This window comes from Candidatus Koribacter versatilis Ellin345 (assembly GCF_000014005.1).
In the GTDB taxonomy this organism is placed as follows: domain Bacteria; phylum Acidobacteriota; class Terriglobia; order Terriglobales; family Acidobacteriaceae; genus Korobacter; species Korobacter versatilis_A.
The window spans coordinates 2,489,364-2,516,098 of the sequence record NC_008009.1 but is presented as its reverse complement, the minus strand read 5'-3'; the positions used below and the strand labels follow the sequence as shown (position 1 = coordinate 2,516,098).

The following is a 26,735-nucleotide window of genomic DNA, read 5'->3' as shown; positions in this document are numbered from 1 at the left end:
AATGTTGTAAGGTTATGTAACCATCGAGCTTGCCTGTCCCACTGCGGTGGGATAGAACATTAGTGACATCCCCCTCATGTTAGTACCGTGGGCCAACCTAACGTCAATGAGAGCAAGGGATCATGGGCGATCTGGTGCCCGCTTTGCGCCGGTATCATTTTTAGCCTGCTCGCATGCGTATGGATGCCGTGGGAACGGATCCATCCCAACGACCCAAACCTGCGTGAGAGCCTTGGGTACGCCCCGATCTGGTCGCATACCTTCGACGCCGTTATGGGCGTGCACAAAGATTGGGCCTCGTTTGGCATTAACCTCGCGGTAATCTGGACCATCTGCATTGCTGCAGCGCTCATGCTCAGTATGAGCACCCGCCGCGACTAGCTGCTTCTTCGCGCCCGCGCTTCATTCCCTTCACCATCGCCCTTTACAATAGACGGTTCACCAATCAGACCATGAAAATCCATCTCTCGACCCTCGATCCCGCGCAGTTGGAAACCGACGCTCTCATCGTGCTCGCCATTGACGGCGGCGACAAAGACAACAACAAGCCGCAACTCCAGGCCAAGTCCGACGCATTCGCGAAAGCTGCCGCCGACCTCATCGCCTCAAAAGAGATCACCGGCAAGCTGCTCGAGATCGCGACTCTGCATAAGCCCGAGGGCGTGAAGGCCAAGCGCTTGATCGTCGTGGGGGTTGGCAAAGCCAAGAGCTTTACGTCGTACGAATTGCGCAAAGCTGCAGGTGCCGCCGTGCGCGCACTGAAGAAGAGCGTGAAGTCCGCGGCCATCGTTGCCCCCGAAAACTGGGGCGGAGCCGCCGATCCCTCCACGACCAGCACGTTGATGTTTGAACGCGGCGGATTACCTGAAGCGGTGAAGGCGATTGCGGAAGGCGCGGTGGTTGCCAACCCGGATTACAACTATTACCACTCCGATCGCAAGACCTACGAACTCGACGAGCTCACCATCCTCGTCCCTGCCAATGGCCACGCCAACGATCTTGAAGCGGCCATGAAGGAAGGCCATGTCATCGGCGAGTCGCAAAACTTCACTCGCGATCTCGTCAACGAGCCCGGCAACCGCATGACGCCAACCATCCTCGGCCAGCGCGCCAAGAAGATGGCGGAAGAAGTCGGCATCCAGTGCGATGTCTACAGCACCGACTTCCTGCACGAAAAGAAGATGGGCGCGTTCTGGAGCGTCTCGCAAGGTTCCGAGGAACCGCCCGCGCTGATCGTGATGAAGTACGAGCCAGCAGGCGCGCCGCAATCGCCGGTTCTCGGTCTCGTCGGTAAAGGCATTACCTTCGACACCGGCGGCATCTCCATCAAGCCCGCCGACGGCATGGAGAAGATGAAGTACGACATGGCCGGCGGTGCCGCGATGATCGGCGCTATGCGCGCCATCGCGCTGCTCAAGCCGAATGTGCGCGTGATCGGCGTCGTTTGCGCGGCCGAGAACATGCCCAGTGGCAAAGCGCAGAAGCCCGGCGATGTCCAGATCGCGATGAGCGGCAAATCCATCGAGATCATCAACACCGACGCTGAGGGCCGCCTCGTCCTCGCCGACGGCCTGCACTACGCCAAACAACTCGGCGCAACTCATCTCATCGACGCCGCCACCCTCACCGGCGCCTGCATGGTCGCCCTCGGCGGCATCAACGCCGGTGTCTTCGCCAACGACGAAGACTACTTCAACCGCTTCGCCGAGGCCTTGAAGAAATCGGGCGAGAAGATGTGGCGGCTGCCCATCGACGACGACTACAAAGAACTCATCAAGTCGCCCATCGCCGACATCAAGAACACCGGCGGCCGTTACGGCGGCGCCATCACGGCAGCAATGTTCCTGAAAGAATTCGTCGGCGAAACCCCATGGATCCACCTCGACATCGCCGGCGTTGCCTGGCAGGAAGAAGCGGTGCCGTTCCTCGCGAAAGGGCCGTCGGGGATTGCGGTGCGATCGATTATTGAGTTGGTGCAGAGCTTCGGATAGGCGTTCTCTGGATTTTACTCGCTCATGCGAAGAATCTTTGGGATGTGCGGTCTGCGTAGCGGGTCGTAAGGCGCGCTCAACTGCTGCAGTGCCTTGGTCATCCACTCGTCTGGAAACGGATTGCACGAAGTCTCTTCCGACGAATCCTTTTCATCCACCTCTTGTGTGGGAGGAGCCGGTGCGGGGATCGCCTCAAGTCCCTGCACCATCGGGTTCGCGCGACAATTCGCAATCTTCAGGTAGTCGAACGCCGTCAATCCGCGGGTATCCTTCATTGTGGAATTGGCCCCAGCTTCGATTGCGTACTCGATTTCTCCTGATCCCTGCGAGGCGAGAAACATCAGGATTGTGCGTCCATCGTTGTCTTGCAAGTTGATGTTAGCCCCTGCGCGCAAAAGATCCTCATCAAGATAGCCCTGGAGTGCACGGACCATGAGCGCGGTATCCCCGCGATAGGAAGATTGGTTCGGATCAGCGCCGGCCTTCAGCAAACGCTTTTCGGTATCGTTTCCGCACTGCGTTGCGTACATTAACGGCGTCCATCCGCTCGCGTCCGCTGCAGAGAGATTCTCTCCCGCGGCGATCAACTGTTTGACGCGATCGGAATTACAGTCGCGCGCCGCCGCGGCCAGAGGAGGCAAGTCCGGCTTTACGCGTTCGTCGCGGATGTTCCAGATTGGCTCAGCGGAAGGATCGCCGTGGCGCCATTCATGCGTGCGCGCAAGTAAGTTCACTTCGTCTTCCAACTCCGGTAATGGATGAGGGGATATATACCCAGCGTCCTCGACTTTTTTCGTTGCAACACCTGTATGAAGAGTCAGGCGCACGGTTTTGCCAAAGCCTTCATACAACCCACACAAATTCCAGATTTGCTCGGTGTTGAACGACGCCACCAACTTTCGAGCACGACGGGAATCGACGGTGAATGCGTGCTCCCCATCGGTGTTGCTCCAGATCACCGAGCCATCCGCACCAAGACGGATTTGGTAGTCGCTCTCGTCAAGCTCAAGAAAATCGGCGGTCGTCGAGGCTGGCGCTCGGACCTTCTCTTTCGGGCAATTCAGAGCGCGCGGAGGCCCGCCCCCAATCCAAGTTGAGACAACCTGTACCTCCACTAACGCCAATCCGTGTCTGATTGTCTTCGGGCCGTAGTCATAGGGCCCATTCAGCGCGTCAAGCTCGAAGCGAAACGTGGTTTTGTAGGTGTGGGCATCGTGCGCAGAAACTGGCTTGAATCTCCAGGTGGCGACATTGTCGAGCGCGGCTTGGGTCAACATCGGATGACCTGAGATCGGCTCCGTGCCGATTGGAACACCGTCGTCTCCGATGTGGAATGCAATTTCAACATCGCCTTGAATGCGCGCCTGTCGTGCGAGGGCCGGGTAATGCACGTCCTCTGCCGAAAGCAGCACTCGCTGATGAGCGATCTGACCGAAGCCGACGGATGCCCAAGCAAGAACAACTATGATTTCTATCAACCGCCGCACCACCGAATCTTAGGACGGCTGGCGGTCCTTGCCAACTGATACAAAAGATGCCCCTCGCCTAAGACCACACAATCGCAAATATTCTTGCAACCAGCCTCTCCCCAACGAGGTAAGACTGGATAGAGCAATTTATGGAAGCGCCGACCGCCAACCCGCCGCTCGTCCAGTTTGCTCAAGGCGATCGCGAAGCCTTCGAGTGGCTTTTCCGCGAACATCAGCGCGCGGTACGCGGTTGGATCTTGCGGATTGTGCGTGATTCCGCGGCGGCGGACGATCTGACCATCGAGACCTTCTGGCGCGTCTACAAAGCGCACGCCCACTTCGATCCCAAACGTAGTTTCGAGGCGTGGGTGCGGCGGATCGCGACCAACGTCGCAATTGCTCATTTGAAGCGACAACCCAAAACATTGGTCGAACTGAGCGATGCCCCTGTACCTACGCACGCCGATTCCGCAGTCGAACGAGATCAACGGGAGCGAATTCGCAGTGCGCTCGCTTCCCTGCCAGTGAAGTTGAGGGTGCCCTTAATGCTGGCGCTGATCGAAGAGCGTCCGCAGCGCGAGATCGCGGAGGCGCTCGGAATTTCAGAGGCAGCCGTGAAGTCGCGAGTCTTCCGCGCCACCCAACTTCTACGACAAAAATTAACCCGGATGGGAGTTACACCATGAACGACGACACCGAGCTTCGGCAGCTACTTCAGGGCGCCTTCGCGCCGCCGCCCGAGAGCGATCACGACCTCTGGCCGCACATGGAGCAACGCCTTGAGCAGCGCCGTTTGAGCATTCCCTGGTTCGAGTGGGCGCTCGCTGTCGCGGCACTCGTGCTGCTGGCCTTTGCGCCTGCGGCAATTCCTATGCTTCTCTACTGGTTCTAACGGAGGTGATTTATGAAACCGCATCCTTATCTTCGTGCGTACATGGCTGGCGCACTGATCCCAACCTTCGTAGTGATGATCATTGCGTGCGCCTATGCATTCTTCCGCTTCGGCTTGCGCATCTCGTTTCCGGTCGAGAAGGGGTTGGTCTTCCCACTGGCTTTCGTGCCGAACCTCTGGGGCGTGTGGAACGTGCTCTTCGTGAAGGTGCACCAGCGGCATGCGTGGTCGTTGGGCGCACACGGAGCATTGCTGCCATGTCTATTGGCGCCGCTCGGATTGTTGACGGCCAGCCTGCTCGGCATAATCGCGCTGCGAGGTAATTCGCTGGACTACTTCCAGGCAATCACGATCCCCTACGCAGCGGTTGCGATCGCCATTGCCTGCGCCATCGTCCTCTACTACTTTGTTTGGAAATATTTCGTGGCGTTCCTGAATGCAGTGGTCGGCGTGGCGTAGTTACTCGCTGTGGCCGTTGCACTTGAGCACGCCAAGAAACGCAGTCCACGGGCCCACCTCTTCGCGAAGCTGGTGGGCCATAATTCTGGAGATCTGGTGCAGATGGGTCAAATCGTGCGTCGCCCAGGTGGCCAGCAGGTTTCCGAGTGTCACCGTGCCGAGGCGAAGATGGGTTCCCTTCTTCTCGAAATCGTCGCCATGAAGGTTCAGCGCTCGTAATGTAGCGATGTTCTCGGCGCGAACGGCGGCGAATTCGTCCAACAATTGCGGCAGAGTCTTGCCGACACTCTCGCGGTCCTGGGCCTCGCGATCGAAGGGGTCGAAAGCCTTCGACTCGCCGTACTCAAGAATGCGTTTTACGCGCGGTATCCAGTCGGTGCGCTCTCCGTGAATCAGATGGCCCACGACACCGTAGACCGTCCAAGAGCCATCGCCTTCGGTCGTCTGCGTCCAGGACTTGGGCAAATCGCGCAGAAGCTCATTGAGCGACGCCGGCGTGCGCTCCAGCAAAGCAATTGCGTTATCCAGATCGAAGCTCATCTATATGCCTGATGCAATCTCAGTGAACTGTTCGTCAAACGGCCGCTGCGTGAAGCGATACTCATCGCGCTCGCTGTCTTCGTCGGCAAGAGTTCGTACGGATTGCAGATGCTGTACGGCGTGATCTCCGCTGGCACTCGCGGGTTCGCTAAATCCGAGCCGCTCCTTCAATTCGCGGACTTCGCCGGCCAGCGCGATAATCACATCCGAGAGCGGGTCTTTTACGTCCTTGGGGTCGGTGATGAGAACGCGCTTGCCGTCCTGGTAAATGATGTGCGCGGGCACGCCGACCACTGTCGAGTTCGGCGGCACATCTCGTAATACAACCGACCCGGCGCCTACGCGCGAATTCTCCCCAATCGTAATGTTTCCCAGAATATTGGCATTGTTCCCGACGAACACGCCGCTGCGTAGCGTAGGGTGGCGCTTCCCTTTTTCCTTGCCAGTGCCGCCGAGCGTCACACCCTGGTAGAGCGTAACGTCATCGCCCACGAACGCAGTCTCGCCGATGACTACTCCCATGCCGTGATCGATAAAGACGCGGCGTCCGAGGACTGCGCCGGGATGGATCTCGATGCCGGTGAAAAAGCGCACGACCTGCGACAGCCAACGCGCCAGCAGGCGAAAGCGTTTGATCCACAGCCAGTGGTTGAAGCGGTGAAAGGTGCGGGCATGGAGTCCGGGATAGCAGAGCAACACCGCGAGCATGGACGTTGCCGCCGGATCATGCTCGAAGATCGCCTGAATGTCTTCCCGAACTCCCTGCCAAAAGCCCATGAATTAGACCGGCACCTCGACCGCCTGCTGCGCCGCAACTTCGTCGCGCAGGTTCTGGAAGAGGATACTGCTAAGGTAGCGCTCGCCGTAACTGGGCAGCACCACGACAATCAACTTCCCGGCGTTCTCCGGACGACTACCGACCTTCACCGCCGCCACCACCGCAGCACCCGAGGAGATACCGACCAGCAGGCCTTCTTCTTTCGCCAGTCGCCGCGCCATGGCGACCGATTCCTCGCTGTTTACCTGCACGACCTCGTCAATCGTCTTGGTGTCGAGGACCTCGGGGATGAAGCCCGCGCCGAGCCCTTGGATCTTGTGCGGCCCGGGCGCTCCGCCAGAAAGCACAGGGCTCTCCGTTGGCTCGACGGCGATCGCCTTGAACGACGCCTTCTTCGGCTTGATATATTCCGACACGCCCGTGATCGTGCCGCCCGTGCCAACACCGGAGATCAGGATGTCCACCTTGCCGTCAGTGTCGTTCCAAATCTCGGGACCCGTGGTTTCGAAGTGGATCTTTGGATTTGCAGGGTTTCGAAACTGTTGAAGTATCAAGCTGTCGGGAATTTCCTTCGCGAGTTGCTCGGCTTTGGCGATAGCGCCTTTCATGCCCTTCGCGCCGGGCGTCAGGATGAGTTCCGCTCCGAATGCGCGTAGCAGTACACGACGCTCCTGGCTCATGGTGTCGGGCATAACGATGATCAGCCGATAGCCCTTCACTGCCGCGACAAACGCCAGCCCGATGCCGGTATTGCCGCTGGTCGGCTCGATCAGCACAGTTTTCCCTGGCGTGATGCGTCCGGCCTTCTCGGCCTCTTCGATCATGCTCACGCCGATGCGGTCCTTCACACTCGCGCACGGGTTGAAGCCCTCAAGTTTGGCCGCGATCAGCGCTTGGCTGCCGCCGATCACCTTATGCAGGAAGACGAGGGGCGTTTTTCCGATCAATTCGGTAACGTCATTGGCGATTTTCATGGATAGCTCCTTGCTACACGATGCGAAATGACCGTGCTGCGAATCTAAATTTTGATTGGGGACGCCTGCGCAAGAAAGGGTGGCAGGCACACCGCCGCCGGCGGTCAACAACAACAGCAACAGGCGTAGAACGGGGCGTTCACAGGCAAACACTGTAACAAGCATGTCGGTGCGATTGCAAGATGCCGGTCCCCTACCCGCCGCCAACGCGTTGCAGCTCAACCGTGTTGTAAGGCGCGTCTTTGGCCTCTCCCAACAGCACCACGATGAAGTGGACAAGCCGGAATTTGTCCATCAGCGTGGCGCCTTTCCCAACCTCCACGTGACTGATCGCCGGGCTGATCAGCACCGCCCGCAGGTTCTGGGCAGGAATATCTTTAGCAAGCCATAGCGTCTCCGACGGCGGAATCACGTTGTCTCCCGCGCCGTGCAGCAATAAAACAGGAACGTGCAGACGGTAGAGTTCCGGACCCGGCGAAACCTGTTCGGCTTCGTCTCGGTGCTTGTCGAGGTTCGCCAGCAGGATCTTGTTCACCACCGAATGGTTCTGCGCCAGCAGCATCTGCATCGTCGCCTGCCCTTCCGGAGACATCTTTGCAGCCGTAGCCTTCGCGTTCACGATCTCTTCGAAGAGTTGCTGCCGGATCGCCTCACGCGCCAGCGGAACGTCCGCGGCCGGAAAGTATTCTTCAGGATGGGCGTAGATCGCGACCAGCGCTCCGTACTCATGCGAGGGCATCGACTGCGAGTGGCCATCGGGATATTCGGCGCGGTCGGTGGCGAAGAACTTCATCACCCGCGACATGTCGTCGTGGGCGCCAATCGCCACCACATAACAGATATGCCGCGAGGTCGCAGGATCGCTTGCCGCCGAAAGCGCGAGCCCTCCCGCGAAGCTCAACCCGAGCACTCCCACGCACGGCGAATGCATGCGTGCCGCAAGATCATCCGCAGCTGCGGCAATTTCCTCGATGGAGACCGGCTTGATCTCGTATCCCGCTATCTCCGGTAACTCTGGCGTCGAGACGACCATCCCTGCCCCCGAGATCGCCTTCGCAAAGCGCACCAACCGCGGTTCGTTGTATCCGAGATGATGGACGCCATGCACGATCACCATCGCCGGCACGCTCTTCAAATCCGTTGGCACGTACAGCCGCGTGCGAAGCCCGCGATTATCCGCCGCGAACGTCGATTCTTCAGTTTTGATCGGGTGAATGCCGCGGTTCGCGAAGAATCCATGCGCTTCCGACGATTCGATCCGCAGCAGAACCGCGACCGCTCGCAGGTGCAAGTAGACCGGATACCACGCAATCGCCACCAGCGTGGCAACAACTAATAAAACAATCAGCCAACGCGAAGTGCGTTTCGGAGTCGAAGCCTTTGGATAGGCCTGCAGTCGGGGTGCGGACATCTCGCTGCATGGTATCGCGAGTCGCGAGATCGAGGTAGGACTACTAGACTGTTCGCGGTGGCGGCTGCAGAGCATCGGGCCCGACACGCCGCTCCAACTGATCCTGCACATAATGCCGAAATTCGAGTGGGTGATAAATGTTGTGGAACGGATCGGCAGTGCCGCCGGTACCACGAATCGTGACCGTGCCGTAATTCAGCATTCTTCCGGCTACCGTTTGGTCTACACCGATGCTCTCAATGCGCCCCAGAAGCATCTCTTGCGTCCTTCGGCTGAGCAATCCAACCTTCACCGTTACCCGGCGGTTGGTCACAGCCATCTCGACGGAATTGCGACGGATGAGAGCGATCAGAAAGAGCACAAGGGCGACCACAACCAATGCACCGCCACCGATGCGATACGCCGAGGGCGCCGTTGCTGCTGAAGCGGCGGCTAAACCTGGAGTTCCCGCCAGCAGCCAAATCCCCGCAATCCCAAGCCCGAGGCTGAACAACAGACTCCAGAAGATCACGATCCAGTGCAACCGGGTCTTGTAAACCACCTGCTCACCGGGAACCAGATTTTTGTCGATGTAGGCCATGCGCGACTCCGGAAAGCTATTTCTTCCCCAAAACCAGCTTAGATGCCGACTCCACACAAACCATGGTCATGGCGCCAGATTTCTCTTTCGTGAAGGGGCACACCTCGAAATCACCATGCAAATAATCATCGAACTCAAGATTCTTCTCGCGTATGTATTGCGGAACAATCGGAGTTTCAGCGTCATCTGCCTCAGAGCGAGCGGTAACACCGAGGTAGTGTTTTGTGCCTGCCACCCAAATCCGCAGGTTCGGCGTTCCGTTCGTATACTGCATACGCCCATGCACAACGTAACACGCGCCCACTACTTCGGAATTGCCTTTGCACTTCTGGTCGACGGTCTGTGCCTGCACAACCAACGGCGCAACAGCGACCACCAGAACGAGCAGACAGCGCGCTAGGATCGTCATATTTCCAAAATCACCGGCATAATCAATGGACGCCGCTGGGTACTCTTCGCGATGTATCGCTTCAAGTCCTGCCGCACTTTTTCTTTGATCACGCCGTAGTCTGCGATCTCTTCGGGGCTGGAGGCTTCGAGCGTCTTCATGATCGTCTCACGCGATTTCTCCACGAAGGCGTCGCCTTCCGAGCCGGGCGCAAAGCCTCGCATCACGATCTCCGGCACCGACTCGACCTGGCCTGTCAGTTTATTGATCGCGATGATCGGCAGCACGAAGCCGTCTTCGCTTAAGTGCCTGCGGTCGCGAATGACGAGGTCTTCCACGACCTCACCCATTGAGCCGGAGTCGATACAGACGCGACCGACCTTCACCTTCCCTGCCTTACGCGCGCCGAGTTCGTCAAACTCCAGCACGTCGCCGCTTTCCATCATCAGTACCTGACCGACAGCGCCACGCATGGCCTGCGCCAACTCGGCATGCAACTTGAGCTGCCGGTACTCGCCGTGGACCGGAATGAAATAACGCGGCCGAACCAGGTTGATGATCAGCCGGAGCTCTTCCTGGCTGGCATGTCCGCTGACGTGCACCGGAGGCGTCGAGCCATCGTCATAGATCACGTGTGCATTGCGCCGGAAGAGGTGGTCAATCACGCGGTAGATGGACTTCTCATTTCCAGGGATGATGCGTGACGACAGTACCACCGTATCGTTGGGCTCGATCTTGGCGTGCTTATGGTTGTCCACCGCCGCGCGCGAGAGCGCCGACATCGGCTCACCCTGGGTACCGCTGATCAGTACGCAGACCTTCTCCGGCGCGTAATCGCGAATCTGGCCCGGCGTAATAAACGCGCCCTCAGGCATGTCGATGTAGCCGAGGTCCTGCGCGATCTCCACCGACTCGTTCATCGAGCGCCCGACCAGCGCTACTTTGCGGCCATTGTTGTACGCAGCTTCTATCGCAAGATTGATGCGGTGGATCGAAGACGAGAAGCACGAGAGAAACAACCGCCGCGGCGCACGATGAAAAATCTCCGCAAATCGTGCCCGCACCGCGCGCTCGCTCGGCGTATAACCTCGCCGCTCAACGTTGGTCGAATCCTGAAACAGCGCCAGCACGTTTTCTTTGCCGTACTCGGCAAAGGCGTGCAAATCGAACAGCCGGTTATCCGTCGGCGTCGGATCAACCTTAAAGTCGCCGGTATGAATGATCACGCCGAGCGGCGTATGCACTGCGAGAGCAACGCAATCCACTAGCGAATGGGTCACCTGCATCGCGTGGATGGTAAAGATCCCAACCTTAAACCGCGCGCCCGGCCGGATCTCGATCAGGTCCGCGTCGTCGAGCAGGCCATGCTCCTCGAGCTTTCCTTCCACGTAGGCGAGCGTGAACTCCGTGCCATATATCGGGACGTTGAGCTCGCTCAGGATCCATGGCAGCGCACCGATGTGGTCTTCGTGCCCGTGGGTCAGAAGGATCGCGCGAACTTTGTCGCGGTTCTCGACAAGGTAGCTGATGTCGGGCACGACGATGTCCACCCCGAGCAGCTCAGCCTCCGGGAACATCATGCCGGCGTCAATCACGACGATGTCGTCGCCATAACGCACAGCCATGCAATTCATGCCGAATTCGCCGAGACCGCCTAACGGGATGACCTGAAGTTTTCCAGAGGGCATAACGAAGAGATGATGCTAGCACACAGAACGGAGCACCTAGCACGGCACTCACATCTCCGGCGCCGCGGTGGGAATCTAAGCAGTCGAAGCCTATACTTAAAGAAGAGCGAAATGGCAGAAGCGGTAAAGAAGGGTTGGCTTGCGCGCCGCGTCCAAAGCGGAATTCAGAAGGGCCTTACGCGCGCCTATTCCACGGTTGCCGTCAATCCCAACGACTACCTGACGCACCTCCGAACCGCGCATAATCTGCCAATCGTCAGCTATCACGGTCTCTATTCCGTCCCCACGGAGCAGCTCGACGATGCCGCGAACGATACCATTCGCGGCGCCATGAAGCTCGCTGCCGCCGAAGGCGCCGGCTTCGGCCTTGGCGGATTTCTTACCATCGTTCCCGACCTCAGCATCCTGGCGGCGATCACCATGCGCATGATCCAGAAGCTGAGCTTGATCTACGGCTTCGAGTTCAACACCGACAACGAAATGGCCGAACTTTGGATTGCCGCCGCCAGTGCCGCCGGCGTCGACATCAGCCGCGAGTTGCTGGAGCGTGAGGTCGTGCAGCGCTTCATCCCGAAAGTTATCCAGCGGATTGCCGCGCGAGCCAGCGTGGAAGTCGTAGAGAAGTGGAGCGCTCGAATCATCCCGTTGGCAAGCTCTGTGATCGGCGGCAGCCTGAATTACTTCTTCGTCCGCGCCTGGGGCGAACGCGCCGCAAAGCACTTTCGCGAAAAACATCTCGCCCGCCGCGAGCACATGCGTCTGCAAGACCAACAAGCCGTGCAGCCGATCTTGCTGCCGCCATCAAGCGTTTAGAGCCGATCTTTAGGTTTGTTCACTTTGTCATTCGTATGCATTACAATGAACCAGAGGAGATTGCGATGCTTTCGAGCGCTCTGGTACAAACCCGAATCGATCCTGTTGTGAAGGAACGGGCGGCAGCCGTGTTGGAGAAGTCCGGCCTCACCGTGTCAGATGCAGTGCGCATTTTGCTGACCCGGATCGCAAACGAAGGGGCACTGCCATTCGTGTTGAAGGACGAAAGCCCCGCCCACGACGCCTGGTTTCGCGCTAAAGTGCAAGAGGCACTGGCCGATGGCCGCGCCGCTGTACCCCATGAACAGGTGAAGAAGCATTTTGCGAAGCGACGCCAGACGGCGCTGCGCAAGGCCCGCTGACGAATGGAGTTGGAATGGTCAACCTTTGCGATGGCGGATCGTGAAACGATCTTTGATTACATCGAAGCAGAGAGCCCGCAAAACGCGGTGCTGGTTGATGATCGCATCGAGACGCAAATCGAAATGCTGGTTCAATTCCCAGAAAGCGGCCGACAAGGTCGAGTTGAAGGCACTCGAGAGCTGGTAGTCGAGCTTACGCCCTTCATCGTTGCGTACCGAATCGAGGTTGATTGCGTGCGGATATTGCGTGTATTGAACGGCGCGCAACAGTGGCCGGATGTCATGCCCGAGGACTCCGCGACCTAATCGCGGACGGCGTCCCGCATGCCAGACGCCTGAATAGCGACCGGCATCTCGCCTTCCCACTTCGCCACCACCACAGTCGCCACGCAGTTCCCAATGACGTTCACCGCGGTGCGTCCCATGTCCATCAACTGATCGATTCCCAGCAGCACAAACACCGGTTCAATGGGTAGCCCAAACGTTCCAACTGTCGCCAGCAGGATCACCATCGCCGCTCGCGAGACGCCCGCGACGCCTTTGCTCGTGAGCATGAGCGTGAGCATCAGCAGCAATTGCTGGCCAATCGACATATGGATCCCGCTCGCCTGCGCCACAAAGATCGCCGCCAGCGATAAATAGAGCGTGCTACCCGTGAGATTGAAGCTGTAACCGGTCGGCATCACGAACGCGACGACTTTGCGCGGAACGCCAAACGCCTCCATGCACTCCATCGCGCTCGGTAGCGCCGCTTCAGAACTCGCCGTACCGAAGGCGATGGTCGCCGGTTCCGCAATCGCCTTCAGAAACGCGCGAATCGGCACTTTCATCCACCACAGCACCGGCAGCATCACGCCGACTAGGAAAACGATCAGCGCCACATAAAGCGCGGCAATCAATTTAGCGAGATTCACTAACACGCCAAGCCCGGTATGGCCCACGGTGTACGCAATCGCCGCGCCGACGCCGATCGGTGCAAACAGCATTACGATGTTGGTGAACTTGAACATCACCTCGGCGAGCGACTCACAAAAAGTCAGCATCGTCTTACGACGCTCTTCGCGTACGCCGGCGAGGCCAATCCCAAACAGCACGCTGAAGACGACGACCTGCAGCACCTGCCCCTCGGCAATCGACTTGGCAATGTTCTCCGGGAAGACGTGGAGGATCGTGTCGGTAGCCGTGAGCTTCTGCGCCGCGAGGTCGGACGCCGACGTGGTCACCGGAATTTGCGCTCCCACGCCCGCCTTACTCACGTTGATGGCGAACAGCCCAATTACCAGCGCAAGCGTGGTTACCACCTCGAAAAAGACAATGGCTTTGATGCCCATGCGACCGACGGCCTTCATATCGCTGTGCCCAGCGATACCGACCACGAGAGTTGCGAAGATCAGCGGAGCGATGACCGTCTTAATCAGGCGAAGGAAAATCAACGCCAGCACGCGGACGTTGACGTGGCGATCGTCGGCAATCTGCGGGAAATCGTGGCCGGCGACTGCACCCACAATCATGGCAACAAAAATCCACGTCGTCAGCGAGCGCTTGAACCATCCGTGGACCAACAGCGCCGCTACCAGCAGCCAGCGCGCTGTCATCAGAACGGCAGCGGGAAAATGCACGAACCGGTCAGCGACCGTCAGCGCCGCCGCGAGAGTAAAGAGTCCTAGCGCGATATAAAGCGTTTTCTGTTTCACGAGCCTATGTGCCCTGTCATATTGAGCGAAGCGTGCGCAGCACGCGTAGTCGAAGGACCCCGATCCTCTCCACGAATCACCGCAGCAAATCCTCCAACTCCACTCCCTTGTCGGTCTTCTCATCGCGATACTTCACAATCACCGGCGCATAGAGCGACAGTCCCCACGCCTGCGCCTTCCCTCGCGTAATCGCCCGCGATCCCGGCACCACCACCGCCCCCGCCGGAACCTCCAGCGGACCCTCGGCCGACGATCGGTAAATCTCTTCACGCACAATATCGAACAGCGGCGTGGATCGCGTCAGGATCGTCCCGGCTCCCAGCACTGCTCGTTCGTGAACGATGGTTCCTTCGTATACGCCGCAGTTGCCGCCAACGAGTACATCGTCTTCGATCACCACCGGCGTCGCATTGATGGGTTCCAGTACGCCACCGACTTGGGCGGCTGCGCTCAGGTGAACGCGTTTACCGATCTGCGCGCAGGATCCGACGAGTGCATGCGAATCGATCATCGTGCCTTCGTCCACGTAGGCACCTACGTTCACATACATCGGCGGCATGCAGACAACCGATGCCGCGAGATACGCCCCTTCGCGAACCGTTGACCCACCGGGTACCACGCGCACCCGCTGCTCCGGCGAGAAATGCTGTACTGGGTACGTGTCCTTATCAATGAACGAGAACGATCCACACGATTCCATCGCCGCCAGTTCGCCCAGCCGGAAGCCAAGCAGAATTCCCTGCTTCACCCAGGCGTTCGCAACCCAGCGTCCGTCGCGCTTCTCAGCGGACCGTACTTCTCCTCGTGAGAGGGCTTCGCGCAACTTGAAAAACGTGTCGCGGGCGCCTGGCTCCTGCGCCGCTTGCGCGCCCAGCCCGTAAAGTCTTTCGATCTCTAGCTGTAACGAATGCATCGCCGCGAGTATACCTGTCACCTTCGTGATTCCAAACGTGCAGCCCTGAATTTGCATCCTAGAAGTGGAATGGATCCCCTGGCTCCCCTTTTGAATCGCACGCTCGTCCTCGTCGCACATCCTGACGACGAATCCATCTCGTGCGGCGCATTGCTGCAACGCGTGCGTGAACCCATCGTCGTCTATGCCACGGACGGCGGCCCGCAAGACGAGTACTTCTGGGGCCGCTACGGTTCGCGCGAGAAGTACGTCGCCATCCGGCGCGCCGAAGCTCACGATGCGTGTGCCGCCGTCGGCGTAAGCGAAGTTCTCTGGCTCGCCGACGACGCTGGCTGTCAATTTCAGGACCAGCGTCTCTTCCGAAATCTCCCCGCTGCCGCCGACGCTCTCCGAAAGCTCGTGAGGCAGCACACGCCCGATGTCATCCTCACGCTCGCTTACGAAGGTGGGCACCCCGACCACGATTCCTGCAACTTCCTCGGCCGCCAAATTGCCGACGAATGTTCCCTCCTCGCTTGGGAGGCACCGCTCTACTTCCGCAAAGGCGGCGACGACATCCTCCTCCAGGAATTTCACAGCACCAACGGAACCGAGATCGAGTTCGTTCCCACAGCCGAGGAACTGCGCCGAAAGCGCACCATGTGCGAAGCCTACGTCTCGCAGCAAGGCACGGTCGCCATCTTCGAAAACAATCTGCGTGAAACCTTCCGGCCCATGGCGCGCTACGACTACAGCCGTCCGCCGCACGATGGCGTTCTGAACTACGAAGCCTGGCAGTGGCCGATTAAGGGCCAGCAGGTGGCCGACAAATTCATGGAGTATCTGCAAGGCGCCCCGCGCGCCGAGAGCGCTCGCTAGTTATGCGCATTCTGTACGTCGCTTATCCGCTTCATCACGTGTCCGACGCCAGCGCCGGCGGCGCCGAGCAAATGCTCTGGACACTCGAACGAGAAATGCACCTCCGCGGACATGAAACGACAGTCGCTGCTTGTGCCGGTTCGCGCGTCAACGGGCGGCTTTTCTCGACCGGTGATATCCCAACTCAGTCCGACACTTTTGAAGAGCGTAATCGCGAGCACCACGCCGCCATTCGCAGCCTCCTTGCATCGGAATCTTTCGATCTTATCCACGACAAGAGCGGCTCCTTCTTCGCCAGCGCGGCGGATGTCGCCGTCCCGATCCTCGCCACCGCACATCTTCCCCGCAGCTTTTACCCGGGCGTAAACTGGCACGTGCTCGGCCACAACATCAACGTCAATTGCGTCTCCGCGACTCAGGCCCACACCTTCGCCGACGTGCCGAACCTCGTGGGATGGGTGCAGAACGGCATCGCCATCGACCGATTCAAGTTCCGCGAACAGAAGGACGACTATCTCCTCTGGCTCGGGCGCATCTGCGAAGAGAAGGCCCCGCACCTCGCCATCGAAGCCGCCAAACGCAGCGGCAACCGACTCATCCTTGCCGGCCAGGTTTATCCCTTCACCTATCACGAAGCGTATTTTGCGCGCGAAATTCAGCCGCGCCTCGACGATCAAATCACATTCATCGACAGCCCCACTTTCGACGAAAAGCTCGACCTCCTCTCCCGCGCCTCCGCTCTCCTCATCCCGAGCCAGGTCGACGAAACCAGCTCCCTCGTGGCGATGGAAGCTATGGCCTGTGGTACGCCGGTCATCACCTGGCGCCGCGGAGCCCTTCCGGAGATCGTTGCCGACGGCGTCACCGGCTACATCGTCGATTCCCTCGAAGCCATGGTCAGCGCTATTTCCGACGTCAGCCGCATCCGCCCCGAGGCCTGCCGTGCCCGCGTGGAACAGCACTTCTCGGCCAGCCGCATGGCCGCAGACTACGCCGCGGTTTACCAGCGGGTTCTCGGACGAAGCATTGGAGAAGCAGCCTGACGGTGTAACATCAGGCAGGTGCCACTGATGGTCTCCCTTGAATCTTTCCGCCAAGCTCAAGAGCGTCTCCGCGGCATTGCGGCGCGAACCCCGTTGGTCCAATACTTCCCTCCCGGCCACACCCACAACGACCGCACTCTGCGCATCAAGCCAGAGTCGCTGCAGCCGATTGGCTCGTTCAAACTCCGCGGCGCTTACAACAAGATCGCAACGCTTTCCGACGAGGAACGTCAAAGAGGTGTAATCACCTATTCGAGCGGAAACCATGCGCAGGGCGTAGCCTATGGTGCGCGCGCCATGGGTGTGAAGGCGTGCATCGTAATGCCGCGCAACGCTCCCAAGGTCAAAATGGACGCGACCAAGGCCCTCGGGGCCGAAATAGTAACTGTAGGACCAGCCAGCTCCGAGCGCCGTAAGAAGGCGGAATCGTTGGCTCAGGAGCATGGCTACGCGATCGTCCCGCCCTATGACGACGAACAGATCATCTCCGGCCAAGGCACCGTCGGCATGGAAATCTACGAAGACCTCCCTGAGGCCGACATCGTACTCGTCCCCATTGGCGGCGGCGGTTTGATCAGCGGGGTCTCCGCAGCACTGAAGATGAGCGGCAGTAGGGCGAAGATCATCGGCGTCGAGCCCGAACTGGCCAACGACGCCCAGCAGTCGCTGCGAACCGGTAAGATCGTCACCCTCCCTGCTGAGCGTGTTTCGAGTACCCTTGCCGACGGCCTCCGCACTCAGTCCGTTGGAGATTTGAACTACGAAATCATCAAGCAATATGTAGACGACATCGTCACGGTAGAAGAGGACGAAATCCGCGAGGCCATGCGCCGCATGATGAGCGAGTCGCGCCTCGTGGTTGAACCAAGTGGCGCCGTGACATTTGCTGCTTATCTCTTCCACGAAAAAGAGCTTCCTGCCGGCCGCAACGTGGTTGTCGTAATGAGCGGCGGCAATATTGAACCATCGCTGCTCGCGCAAGTAATGACCGAGTCCGACGCGCAATCCGCGCAGACTGGGCGCTAGCGCGACGGCACGAGGAGCAACGCTTCGAATGTTCCGAACTCTAGCAGGCGTGTGCAGTCTGGCTTTGCTGGCGCTGTTCACCGCTTCCGGCGCGAACGCCGCGCCCGTCACTGAACACGGCGCCACTATCCGCGAAGGCCAGATCTACCTTTCTCCCGATACCACTTCGCAGAAGCTCTCCACCTTCGCACGTGGCCGCGAAGTTGCCGTTCTCGAGCGCAGCGGTAAGTACATTCACGTCCTCGCGACCGTCGACGTTGACCCAAACCTCGAGACCACCCGCGACATCTCCGGCTGGATGCTTTCGCGTAACGTCGTGACCCAGTCCACTCCCGACGGCGATAAGCTCCTCTTCGGCGAAGCGGTGGATTCCGAAGCCGAGGCCAGCCGCCGCCGCGGTCGGAAAGGCGCCGCTGGCGATGCCCGTCGCCTCTATTACCGCGTGTACGATCTCTTTCCGCAATCGCCCCTCGCAGGCGAAGCGCTTTACCGCGCCGCCGACATCGAGTGGCAGGTCGACAAGGCCGACACTTCCTCTCGTCCCTCATCCAAAGCCGCCGACCCAAACCTCCGCGCTCAGATCGACGACCAGTACATGAAACTCGTCATGAAGAAATTCCCGCACACCAAGTGGTCGGAAATGGCGGCGTTTCATCTCATCGATAACAAGATCTGCGGCGAGTGGGACGGGCTATCCAAGTGCCCGTTGAAGGAAGCGGAAATCTACGAGAAGTACGCGGAAGAATATCCCAATTCACCGGATACGCCCGAGGCGCTTTATAACGCTGCGTATCGATACGGGGCACTCGTTGACATCTATCGCACCGAAGCAAAAGGCGACAAATCGGCGGACGCCGGCAAGCGTGCCATCGCCATCGCAACCCGTCTCTTGCAAGTTCAAAGCACCGATTGGTCCACTCGCGCGCAGCGTCTGAGATACATGGTTCAGAACAGCATCCCGGTGTTCGGCAACAACTACGAGTAGCACTTTTAGCGCTGTCATGGTGAGTCGAGAATGCGGATAATAATCCGCATTCGCAGTCGAACCATCCCTATCGTTACCACTGTCCTGGAGGACCGTTGAACGCATACCTGCTCGCCGCCCTGCTCGGCGTCGTCGAAGGCCTGACCGAATTCCTGCCTGTCAGTTCCACCGCTCACCTGCGCATCTGCGAGGCCCTGCTCCACATTGATCTCGGCGACGGCTTCTGGAAGATGTTCTCCATCGTCATCCAACTTGGCGCCATCCTGTGCCTGCCGATTTACTTCCGTGCCCGCATCAGTGAATTCTTCGCGACATTTCCGAAGGGCAAATCCGGCAACCACACCGCGCTCACGCATCCCCTGACGCTCACCATCATCGCCTTCCTCTGCACCGCCATCCCCGCCTTCCTCTTCACCAAGATCATCGGCAAGCACCTTGAGAGCGTGATCATCATGGGCTCCGCGCTGCTCATCGGTGGCATCGTGATGTGGATTGTGGACGTAATGTTCGCCGACAAGGGTGCCACCGACGATATGGACAAGATGTCCGTTGGCCAGGCCATCTGGATCGGCCTCTGCCAGGTCCTCTCCGCCGTATTCCCCGGTACCTCGCGCTCCATGTCCACGATTGCTGCCGGGCAACTCTCCGGGATGACCCGCGCCGCCGCCCTCGAGTTCTCGTTCTTCCTGTCGATTCCCACTATGGTCGTCGCGACCTGCTACGACCTGCTCAAGACCCTTCGTCACAAGGACGAAGCGGGTGCTGCGCTCGGCGTCGTTCACATGGATGCGCATGCCTGGATCACACTCGCGATCGGCTTCATCGTGAGCTTCATCGTCGCCTATTTTGTGGTCGCCTGGTTCATGAAATGGGTGCGCACGCGCGGCTTTGTGCCCTTCGCTGTGTATCGGATTGTCGTTGGGATTGCGGTACTGGCGTGGGCTCTAAAGAGGTAGGTGAGTTGCTCACCCGATTACTAGCGGGGTACCTACACTACATTCGTCCCACTCATGTTCGTGCTCGAGGAACTACGCTAACTCTTAGCACTCTCCTTGCGGAATGGGCGCGATCTGAATGGTGGCAAGGCGGATACCGCGAGCCGAGTTGTTGGATTGGGCGTCAGTAGCCCGTTTCCCAGAAAGTATGGTGTCCTATTACTTCACCTAGGCAGTGTACTTTCGTCAGCATCAATCCAAGGACTGTCTGCTAAGATTACTTCACCGATGAAACGGTGTCCCCATTGCTCTAGCAAGGATAGCCTCCCCTCACGGCCCCAGTCCCGGACAGAGATCCTTCTTACCCGGGTCGTTTTGCTGCGACATTATCGCTGCATGACGTGTCTGAAACGCTTTCTCGGTCTGATCCAGTTCATCGGTAAAGGCCCGACGAAGGTCGCAGAAGACACAGCCGTCCCGCTGAACAGCCGTCGCGAAGCCTCCTTCAGCGACTAGCCGTTCTTCAACTCATTTTGCAAAAGCCTCTCCTTTTGGAGAGGCTTTTCGTTTCCCTCAATCTGCCAGCATCCGCTAATTCGCGGCGACCCTCTCCGGCGCACCATTCTCGACCGCGTACATCGCTTCGATCTGGTCTCGGAACTTCGCTTCGAGTTGGCGCCGCCGCAGCTTCATGCTCGCGGTCATCGTTCCTTCGGCGATACTCAGCTCCGTCGGAAGAATTAACAGCTTTTTCATCTTCTCGTACTGGGCGAGTTTGCCGTTCACCTGCTCCACGATCTGCGTGTACAACTCGATGACTTTGGGATCGGTAACAAGTTGATCCCGCCCATCGAAGCTGACCGCATTCTTCTTCGCCCATTCTTCGAGCAACGGGAAATTCGGCAGGATCATCACCGCCGGGAACCTCCGCTTTTCGCCGACCATTGCCGCCTCTGCCACCATCGGATGCACTTTCAGCGATCCCTCGATCGGCTGCGGAGCAATGAACTTCCCTCCCGACGTCTTAATCAGGTCCTTCTTCCTGTCCGTAATAGACAAAAATCCTTCGCCGTCGAGATGCCCAATGTCTCCCGTCTTAAACCACTCACCTTCGAATGCCTGCGTTGTCTCCGTAGGCATGTTCCAGTAGCCCTTGAACACCGACGGTCCCCGCACCAGGATTTCCCCGTCGCTCGCGATCTTCACCTCAACATTACTGAGCAGAGGTCCAACCGTCCCCAACCGATGGTTCTTCGGATTATTCAGCGCGATCACCGGCGAGGTCTCGGTCAGCCCATAGCCTTCGTGAATACGTATCCCAAAGCTTGCGTACCACTCCGCCAGTTCCCTGCCCAGCGGCGCGCCGCCCGAGATGAAGAACTGCACCTCGCCGCCCATCGCCTCACGTACTTTCGAGAACAGCAATTTGTTGGCGAGCTTCCAGTCGAGCGATGTCGGCGTGTTGCCGACGAGGATCGTCGCCTGGTGTTTCGCGCCCACGCGCATCGCCCAGTCGTAGATTTTCTTCTTGATTCCCTCCGCCGCCTTCATCTTCACGGTCGTCGAAATCTTCTCGTACACGCGCGGCACCGCGACAAAGATGGTCGGCCGGATCTCTTTCATCAGTGCCGTGATCATGTCCACGTTGGGACAGTACGCCAGCATCACGCCATGATGGAACATCTGGTAATCCAAGTGTCGCGCCGTGATATGCGAAAGCGGCAAAAACGAAATCAGCCGATGTCCGCCCTCCCTCAACGCCGCGAAGCCTTCCAGCGAGCAACTCAAGTTCGCTGCCATGTTGCCGTGCGTGATGATTGCGCCCTTGGAATTCCCGGTCGTCCCCGAGGTATAGACCAGCGTCGCAAGATCGTCTGACTGTAGCGACTTCGCTGTTGCATCGAACCCGGCATCCCGACCCTCGGTCCCGCTCTCCGTGATCGTCTGCATCCAGATCGCTTCCGGAGGAATGACCTCGTCCATCATCACCACGTGCTGCAGCGGCGTTTGCGCTTCAATCGCCCGCACCTTCTGCAACTGGGTTCGCGTGGACAGAAAAATGACTCGCGTCCCCGAATCTTTCAGCAGGTAGGAGATATGTTCCGGCGTCAGCGTCGCATAAATCGGCACCACCACGGCGCCAATCGCCAGGACCGCAAAATCCGCAATCGCCCACTCCGGACGGTTCTCGCTCAGGATGGCGACGCGGTCGCCTTTCTTCACGCCCTGCAATTGCAACCACCGTGCGGTTGCCACAACACGCCGGTAAAGTTCCTGCGAGGAGATGTACTTCCAATTCGCGCCTTCGCGATACGCCATCACCTGCGACAGTTGGCGATCCACAACGGCGAAGAACACATCGTTGATGGTCTTCAGTTCAATCGCCATGCTTACTTCTCCAATCCCTTTAAGATGACATCGCAGACGTGCTCAGCCGCATGTGCCAGCGGATAATCCTCTCCGCTCAGCACCCACGAAGTCACCATTTCATCCAGAGAGCCGAAGAAGCAATTCGCCGCTACTTTGTCTGAAAGTTCGGCACGGAAAGTTCCGTCATGCTGGCCGCGGCGAATCGCCTCACGTACGAGCGCAAAATACTCGACCATGTGGTCGTGACTAAATTCTTCCAGAAATCTCGTGCTCTGACGCAGTTCCATCTGAAAGACCTTCGCCGCGTTCCGATTTGAACCCATCGCCTCAAGATGCAGATACGCCAATCTGCGCAACTGCTTCTCCGGCGATTCGATCTTTGCCAGCTCCGTTAGGGCGTGCCGCATGAAGCCATCGAACGCCGCGTTGATGGCTTTCATCAGGATGTCTTCTTTGCTTTTGAAATAGAGATAGACCGTACCGTCCGCCACATCGGCCCGTTCGGCGATGTCCGAGATCCGCGCCGTGAAGAAGCCCTTCTCCGCAATCACCGCGATCGCTGCATCGAGAATGCGCTGGTATTTGTCGGACTTGCCCCCCGGAGTTCCGTTCTCCGCTTTCGCTGTACTTGCTGGGACAGGTTTCTTCGCTGCACCGGAACGATGACCAGCCGACTGCATTTCACGTTTCGACACTGGGCCGCTTGCCTCGGTTAAAGGATTGGATATCTCTAGACTGAAAGGGCGGCCGCTGCCTCGCCATCCTCAGCGGCTCATGTGCCGAACACAATAAACTGAATCTCCATTCAGTTGCAACGCCAATCCCCGCTCCATCAAATAGGCCATCCACCCCAGCTCTTGCTATTTTTGCCTCGTATTTTGTTTTGAGCCGTCACCAAAGTGCAGTAGAATCCAGCAACTTTTCCCCAGGCATGGCGTGGCGCCCGCCGTCGTCCCCAGAACATCCAGGAGAAACTAATGCACTCCGTGCACTCGAACCATCGCCGCAGTCACGTCTCACGCCGCAGAACCCACGTGCTTTGGGCTCTTCTCTCGCTCGTCGCACTCTGTGGAGTTTTGCCCGCCCAGAGCAACTCCGACGCCTTCGACGCCAACGCCAAACGGCCGATCCATATCGTCCCAATCACCAACCCTAATCAACCGCGGACGAACGTCATCAAGACGGCCGGACTCCTGCACTATTACGGCGGGCCGGTCATTTCCAATCCCGACGTCATCATCGTCAACTGGGGAGCGGTGAGCAAGCCCGTCGGAACCGGCGGCGTCACCATGGCCAATTTCCTCCAGGACGTCACCAATACCACCTACTGGGACATGCTCTCCGAATACAACACGGCTGGGATGGTCGTGGGTGCACACACCGGAAACCAGACCATCGGGCGCGGCACATTCAATACAGAAATCACCATCACGCCGACGGTATGCACGGCAACGACTTGTACTGACGCCCAGATCCAAAGCGAACTCAATTCCCAGATCACCGCCGGGCACCTCCCCGAGCCTACGGTGGACGCCAACGGGCACTCCAACACCATCTACATGATCTATTTCCCGTCAGGCTTCGTCATCAAACTCGACGCATCGGACACCAGTTGCGTACAGTTCTGCGCCTATCACAGCACCGCGAACCGGAGTGGTGTCGACCTTCTGTACGGAATTTTTCCCGATCTCACCAACCCAGGCTGCGACGGCGGCTGCGGTGCTGGCGCGACCGATTTCGACAATCTGACGAGTGTCTCCTCGCACGAACTGGTCGAAGCTACTACCGATGCGGAAGTCGGATATGCTTCCACCGTCGCTTATCCCATTGCCTGGTACAACACATCTCAGGGTGAAATCTCCGATATCTGCAATGCCCAGCAGACCCCTCTAGATACTGCCCGCGCAACCTACACCGTCCAGAAGCAGTATTCCAATCTCGCCGGCGTCTGTACCGCGAGCACGGCAAACTCTGCCACTTCATTTGCCCTCTCTGCTCCTTCGACGGTCGCAGCCGGTGTCCCTTTCAATGTCACCGTCACAGCTAAGAACTCAAGCAGCGCGACCACGGCCGCTTACGGTGGCACCGTCCACTACACGAGCTCCGACGGCAGCTCGACCCTGCCGGCCGACGGCAAACTGACCAGCGGCGTCAGCACCATACAAGTCACGCTCCACACCCTCGGGGCACAGAGTATTACTGCCGCTGACGTCAACCAGCCCGGAATTACCGGCCTCGCGAATGTGACGGTCACAGCCTCCTCTTCCGCGACCATGACCAGTCCTGCGAATGGGAGCACCCTCTCCGGATCCTCCACCACGTTCAATTGGAGTCCGGGTTCTGGCGCAACCCAGTTCTCCCTCTACGTCGGCACCGCACCGGGCGCCCACGACGTCTTCTTCTCCACCTTCCCGACTTCTACGACGTCCACCACCGTGAATAGCATTCCCACCCACGGCGCGTACCTGTACGTCACGCTCTACTCGTATTACAGCGGAGCCTGGCACCCCAACAGCTATCGCTACATCGAATCCGGCACGCCAGTCCCCGCAACGATGGCCACTCCATCGAACGGCGCTGTTCTTGCGGGAACCAGCCAGTCGTTCACGTGGAACGCCGGCGTTGGTGCGAATAACTTCTCGCTCTACGTGGGAACCGCGCCCGGTGCACACGACATCGCGTACCAGACCTTCGGCTCTGCCACGACGTCCACAACCGTAAGCGGCCTGCCCACCAACGCACAGCCGGTTTACGTCACGTTGTACTCCTACATCGCGGGCACCTGGCGCGGCAACTCGTACAAGTACTACGCGAGCGGCACAACCGCTCCAGCCACGATCGCCACACCCACTCCCGGCAGCACGCTCTCCAGCGCCAGCCAATCGTTTACCTGGACCGCCGGCACGGCTGTCTTGCAGTACTCGCTGTACGTGGGCACCACACCCGGCGCGCACGATGTCTTCTACGGAACCTTCAACCCCGGCACCACGTCCACCACGGTGAGCAGCATTCCAACCACTGGCGCGACGCTCTACGTTCGCCTCAACTCGTTCACGCAGGGCACGTGGCAATCCGAGTCCTATACCTACACCGAAGCCGGCCCATAAAACGGCTTCGGGTGACCCGTCCTAATCGCGACAAGTGAGCGCGGTAGGACGGGTTTTTCTTTGCTCTCCAGAGAGCAAACCAAGCTCCGTCGGGGGACCGCTGTGGCAGCCGCGATTTACGCGGGTTTCCGAGCTGTTAACCCTTCGGTTATCAAAATCTTTCAATTTCCCTGTACCACCTTTGCGGCAAACTCGCCGAATCAGAAGAATTCCGGCGGTCAGAGTCGCTTTTCGCGCGGTTTGGAGAAGAAATTCCGGGAGCTGGACCGATGACAGAAAATGGCATAACTCCGCAAACCACCAGTAAATAAGCACTTGGAAAAGATTGTTTACCACTTTCTAACTTCGGGTTTTACCGTAAGTTTTCCTCTTTTCTTCCCGTTATTTTCGTACTGCACTCCCCGCTGCTAACATCATTCTTCATATCGAAGGAGCTCTCATGCAGATCGTTGCCGGCGTCGATCTTGGCGGTACAGCCATCAACTACACCCTCGTCAATCGCGAAGAAAAGTTCCTCATCGAAGAACTATTCGAGCATCCCGCCCTCTCCAAACAAGGCCCCGACATCTGCTTGAAACAAATTGAAGACGGCCTGCACCTCGCGCTGAAACTCGCTGGTGTCGCGGTTTCCGACGTAGTCGCCGTCGGCCTCGACACGCCCGGACCCGCTTCAGCAGCGGGCCAACTCAGCACGCGCGGCGCAACCAATTTCGTTCACAAAGACTGGGCCGGCTACGATATCCGCGAAGGCCTCGCGCGTCGCCTCGGCAAACCGGTGTCGTATTTGAACGATGCCAACGCCGCCGCCCTCTGGGGCCACTACACCATCTTCGGCGCCACCAGCACCGAAACCTCCATCTCCACAGTTATCGGCACCGGCAATGGTGGGGGCATCATCATCGGCGGCGACGTCGTAAAGGGTAAGAACGGTTTCGGTGGAGAGCTTGGCCACGTCCTACTTCCCTTCCAAAGCATCAAGGGAGCCGAAGACATGGTGCCGAAGTGCAACTGCGGACGCATCGGCGATCTCGAATCGCTGTGCTCGCTGACCGGCATTGAGCGCAACATTCTCCCGCACCTGCTGAAGAAAAACCCTACCCATGAGCTCGACAAAATGGACATCCACCAGGCGGCGAAGCTCGTGCGCGGTATGGCCGACAAGGGCGACGCGGTCTGTAAGGAAGTATTCCGCATCCAGGCGCACGCTATCGGCTTGTTCTTCGACGAGATGATTAACACCTTCGATCCCGATGCGCTCATCGTGGGCGGCGGTGCGCTCGAGACGAGCAAGGAATTCCAGGCGTGGTTCCTCGCCGAGATCCGACGCGGGATGCCCAACCAGCGCGAAGAGCAAGTGGATATTCCGATTTACGTGATGCCGAACGGCGACACCGCCGGCGCACGTGGCGCAGCTCTTGAGGCGTTGAAGCTCGCGCGCCAGAGCGGGCTGGCCTAGCGT

27 protein-coding genes are annotated in these 26,735 nt (G+C 58.8%); 15 read left to right on the top strand and 12 right to left on the bottom strand.

Annotated elements, in window-relative coordinates:
- The first annotated feature begins 183 nt into the window (after positions 1-183).
- Together ACID345_RS10825 and ACID345_RS10820 are read left to right on the top strand one after the other, a co-directional pair.
- Positions 184-381 carry a hypothetical protein gene (locus tag ACID345_RS10825; RefSeq protein ID WP_041855622.1) on the top strand — a complete coding sequence of 66 codons (198 nt, stop codon included), beginning with the start codon at positions 184-186 and terminating at the stop codon, positions 379-381.
- A 71-nt stretch (positions 382-452) separates the two neighbouring features.
- A complete protein-coding gene (locus tag ACID345_RS10820; RefSeq protein WP_011522904.1) occupies positions 453-1,991 on the top strand; it encodes a leucyl aminopeptidase in 1,539 nt (512 codons plus the stop codon).
- Positions 1,992-2,005: 14 nt separating this feature from the next.
- On the opposite strand, the gene ACID345_RS25410 is transcribed toward ACID345_RS10820, so the two are convergent.
- Positions 2,006-3,469: a TonB family protein gene (locus ACID345_RS25410; RefSeq protein WP_011522903.1), complete on the bottom strand. Its 1,464-nt coding sequence runs from the start codon at positions 3,467-3,469 to the stop codon at positions 2,006-2,008.
- 140 nt (positions 3,470-3,609) lie between these two features.
- Here ACID345_RS25410 and ACID345_RS10810 point away from each other — a divergent pair, with 140 nt between their 5' ends.
- From ACID345_RS10810 to ACID345_RS10800, 3 genes are read left to right on the top strand one after another with little or no spacing between them, the layout of a single operon-like run.
- Positions 3,610-4,146 carry an RNA polymerase sigma factor gene (locus ACID345_RS10810; RefSeq protein WP_011522902.1) on the top strand — a complete coding sequence of 179 codons (537 nt, stop codon included), beginning with the start codon at positions 3,610-3,612 and terminating at the stop codon, positions 4,144-4,146.
- On the top strand, positions 4,143-4,352 hold the full coding sequence (locus ACID345_RS10805) for a hypothetical protein (RefSeq protein ID WP_041855621.1): 210 nt from the start codon (positions 4,143-4,145) through the stop codon (positions 4,350-4,352). The genes ACID345_RS10810 and ACID345_RS10805 overlap by 4 nt, the downstream gene beginning before the upstream one ends.
- A 12-nt stretch (positions 4,353-4,364) precedes the next feature.
- Positions 4,365-4,811 carry a hypothetical protein gene (locus ACID345_RS10800; protein ID WP_011522901.1) on the top strand — a complete coding sequence of 149 codons (447 nt, stop codon included), beginning with the start codon at positions 4,365-4,367 and terminating at the stop codon, positions 4,809-4,811.
- Here the strand turns inward: ACID345_RS10800 and ACID345_RS10795 are convergent, their stop codons facing one another.
- The 7 genes from ACID345_RS10795 to ACID345_RS10765 form a co-directional block, all read right to left on the bottom strand.
- Positions 4,812-5,351: a DinB family protein gene (locus ACID345_RS10795; protein WP_011522900.1), complete on the bottom strand. Its 540-nt coding sequence runs from the start codon at positions 5,349-5,351 to the stop codon at positions 4,812-4,814.
- Positions 5,352-6,128, bottom strand: a complete 777-nt coding sequence (gene cysE / locus ACID345_RS10790) for a serine O-acetyltransferase (RefSeq protein WP_011522899.1) — start codon at positions 6,126-6,128, stop codon at positions 5,352-5,354.
- A 3-nt stretch (positions 6,129-6,131) separates the two neighbouring features.
- Complete coding sequence (cysK, locus tag ACID345_RS10785) at positions 6,132-7,103, bottom strand: cysteine synthase A (protein ID WP_011522898.1); 972 nt, start codon at positions 7,101-7,103, stop codon at positions 6,132-6,134.
- Positions 7,104-7,296: 193 nt separating this feature from the next.
- Complete coding sequence (locus ACID345_RS10780) at positions 7,297-8,514, bottom strand: alpha/beta hydrolase (RefSeq protein WP_049761859.1); 1,218 nt, start codon at positions 8,512-8,514, stop codon at positions 7,297-7,299.
- 43 nt (positions 8,515-8,557) lie between these two features.
- A complete protein-coding gene (locus ACID345_RS10775; protein WP_011522896.1) occupies positions 8,558-9,094 on the bottom strand; it encodes a PH domain-containing protein in 537 nt (178 codons plus the stop codon).
- A 16-nt stretch (positions 9,095-9,110) separates the two neighbouring features.
- A complete protein-coding gene (locus ACID345_RS10770; RefSeq protein WP_011522895.1) occupies positions 9,111-9,503 on the bottom strand; it encodes a hypothetical protein in 393 nt (130 codons plus the stop codon).
- Positions 9,500-11,170, bottom strand: a complete 1,671-nt coding sequence (locus ACID345_RS10765; RefSeq protein ID WP_011522894.1) for a ribonuclease J — start codon at positions 11,168-11,170, stop codon at positions 9,500-9,502. The genes ACID345_RS10770 and ACID345_RS10765 overlap by 4 nt, the downstream gene beginning before the upstream one ends.
- A gap of 111 nt (positions 11,171-11,281) precedes the next feature.
- On the opposite strand from ACID345_RS10765, the gene ACID345_RS10760 reads away from it, so the two are divergent.
- The 3 genes from ACID345_RS10760 (at position 11,282) to ACID345_RS27500 (ending at position 12,651) form a co-directional block, all read left to right on the top strand.
- Positions 11,282-11,983, top strand: coding sequence for an EcsC family protein (locus ACID345_RS10760; RefSeq protein ID WP_041855620.1), 702 nt, complete (start codon positions 11,282-11,284; stop codon positions 11,981-11,983).
- A gap of 65 nt (positions 11,984-12,048) precedes the next feature.
- Positions 12,049-12,345: a type II toxin-antitoxin system RelB/DinJ family antitoxin gene (locus ACID345_RS10755; RefSeq protein ID WP_011522892.1), complete on the top strand. Its 297-nt coding sequence runs from the start codon at positions 12,049-12,051 to the stop codon at positions 12,343-12,345.
- A gap of 3 nt (positions 12,346-12,348) precedes the next feature.
- Positions 12,349-12,651 carry a type II toxin-antitoxin system RelE/ParE family toxin gene (locus tag ACID345_RS27500; RefSeq protein ID WP_011522891.1) on the top strand — a complete coding sequence of 101 codons (303 nt, stop codon included), beginning with the start codon at positions 12,349-12,351 and terminating at the stop codon, positions 12,649-12,651.
- On the opposite strand, the gene ACID345_RS10745 is transcribed toward ACID345_RS27500, so the two are convergent.
- Together ACID345_RS10745 and ACID345_RS10740 are read right to left on the bottom strand one after the other, a co-directional pair.
- On the bottom strand, positions 12,648-14,039 hold the full coding sequence (locus ACID345_RS10745; RefSeq protein WP_049761858.1) for a dicarboxylate/amino acid:cation symporter: 1,392 nt from the start codon (positions 14,037-14,039) through the stop codon (positions 12,648-12,650). The genes ACID345_RS27500 and ACID345_RS10745 overlap by 4 nt on opposite strands.
- 76 nt (positions 14,040-14,115) lie before the next feature.
- Complete coding sequence (locus ACID345_RS10740) at positions 14,116-14,952, bottom strand: 2,3,4,5-tetrahydropyridine-2,6-dicarboxylate N-succinyltransferase (protein ID WP_011522889.1); 837 nt, start codon at positions 14,950-14,952, stop codon at positions 14,116-14,118.
- 69 nt (positions 14,953-15,021) lie between these two features.
- Between ACID345_RS10740 and ACID345_RS10735 the strand changes: the two genes are divergently transcribed.
- The 5 genes from ACID345_RS10735 to ACID345_RS10715 all read left to right on the top strand — a co-directional run bounded on the left by ACID345_RS10735 (position 15,022) and on the right by ACID345_RS10715 (position 19,820).
- A complete protein-coding gene (locus tag ACID345_RS10735) occupies positions 15,022-15,810 on the top strand; it encodes a PIG-L deacetylase family protein (protein WP_011522888.1) in 789 nt (262 codons plus the stop codon).
- A gap of 2 nt (positions 15,811-15,812) precedes the next feature.
- On the top strand, positions 15,813-16,853 hold the full coding sequence (locus ACID345_RS10730) for a glycosyltransferase family 4 protein (protein WP_011522887.1): 1,041 nt from the start codon (positions 15,813-15,815) through the stop codon (positions 16,851-16,853).
- 27 nt (positions 16,854-16,880) lie between these two features.
- A complete protein-coding gene (locus tag ACID345_RS10725) occupies positions 16,881-17,879 on the top strand; it encodes a threonine ammonia-lyase (protein ID WP_011522886.1) in 999 nt (332 codons plus the stop codon).
- A gap of 28 nt (positions 17,880-17,907) precedes the next feature.
- On the top strand, positions 17,908-18,864 hold the full coding sequence (locus ACID345_RS10720) for a tetratricopeptide repeat protein (protein ID WP_011522885.1): 957 nt from the start codon (positions 17,908-17,910) through the stop codon (positions 18,862-18,864).
- 95 nt (positions 18,865-18,959) lie between these two features.
- The gene (locus ACID345_RS10715) at positions 18,960-19,820 is read left to right on the top strand and encodes an undecaprenyl-diphosphate phosphatase (RefSeq protein WP_011522884.1); all 861 of its coding nucleotides are present in this window, start codon (positions 18,960-18,962) and stop codon (positions 19,818-19,820) included.
- Between the two features lie 570 nt (positions 19,821-20,390).
- Here the strand turns inward: ACID345_RS10715 and ACID345_RS10710 are convergent.
- Positions 20,391-22,187: an AMP-dependent synthetase/ligase gene (locus ACID345_RS10710; protein WP_011522883.1), complete on the bottom strand. Its 1,797-nt coding sequence runs from the start codon at positions 22,185-22,187 to the stop codon at positions 20,391-20,393.
- Between the two features lie 2 nt (positions 22,188-22,189).
- Entirely contained in the window at positions 22,190-22,864 is a 675-nt protein-coding gene (locus ACID345_RS10705) for a TetR/AcrR family transcriptional regulator (protein ID WP_148210079.1), read from the bottom strand.
- Between the two features lie 282 nt (positions 22,865-23,146).
- On the opposite strand from ACID345_RS10705, the gene ACID345_RS10700 reads away from it, so the two are divergent.
- Both ACID345_RS10700 and ACID345_RS10695 read left to right on the top strand, forming a co-directional pair.
- Positions 23,147-25,276, top strand: a complete 2,130-nt coding sequence (locus ACID345_RS10700; RefSeq protein ID WP_011522881.1) for a hypothetical protein — start codon at positions 23,147-23,149, stop codon at positions 25,274-25,276.
- Positions 25,277-25,715: 439 nt separating this feature from the next.
- Positions 25,716-26,732 carry an ROK family protein gene (locus ACID345_RS10695; protein ID WP_011522880.1) on the top strand — a complete coding sequence of 339 codons (1,017 nt, stop codon included), beginning with the start codon at positions 25,716-25,718 and terminating at the stop codon, positions 26,730-26,732.
- Positions 26,733-26,735: the final 3 nt, after the last annotated feature.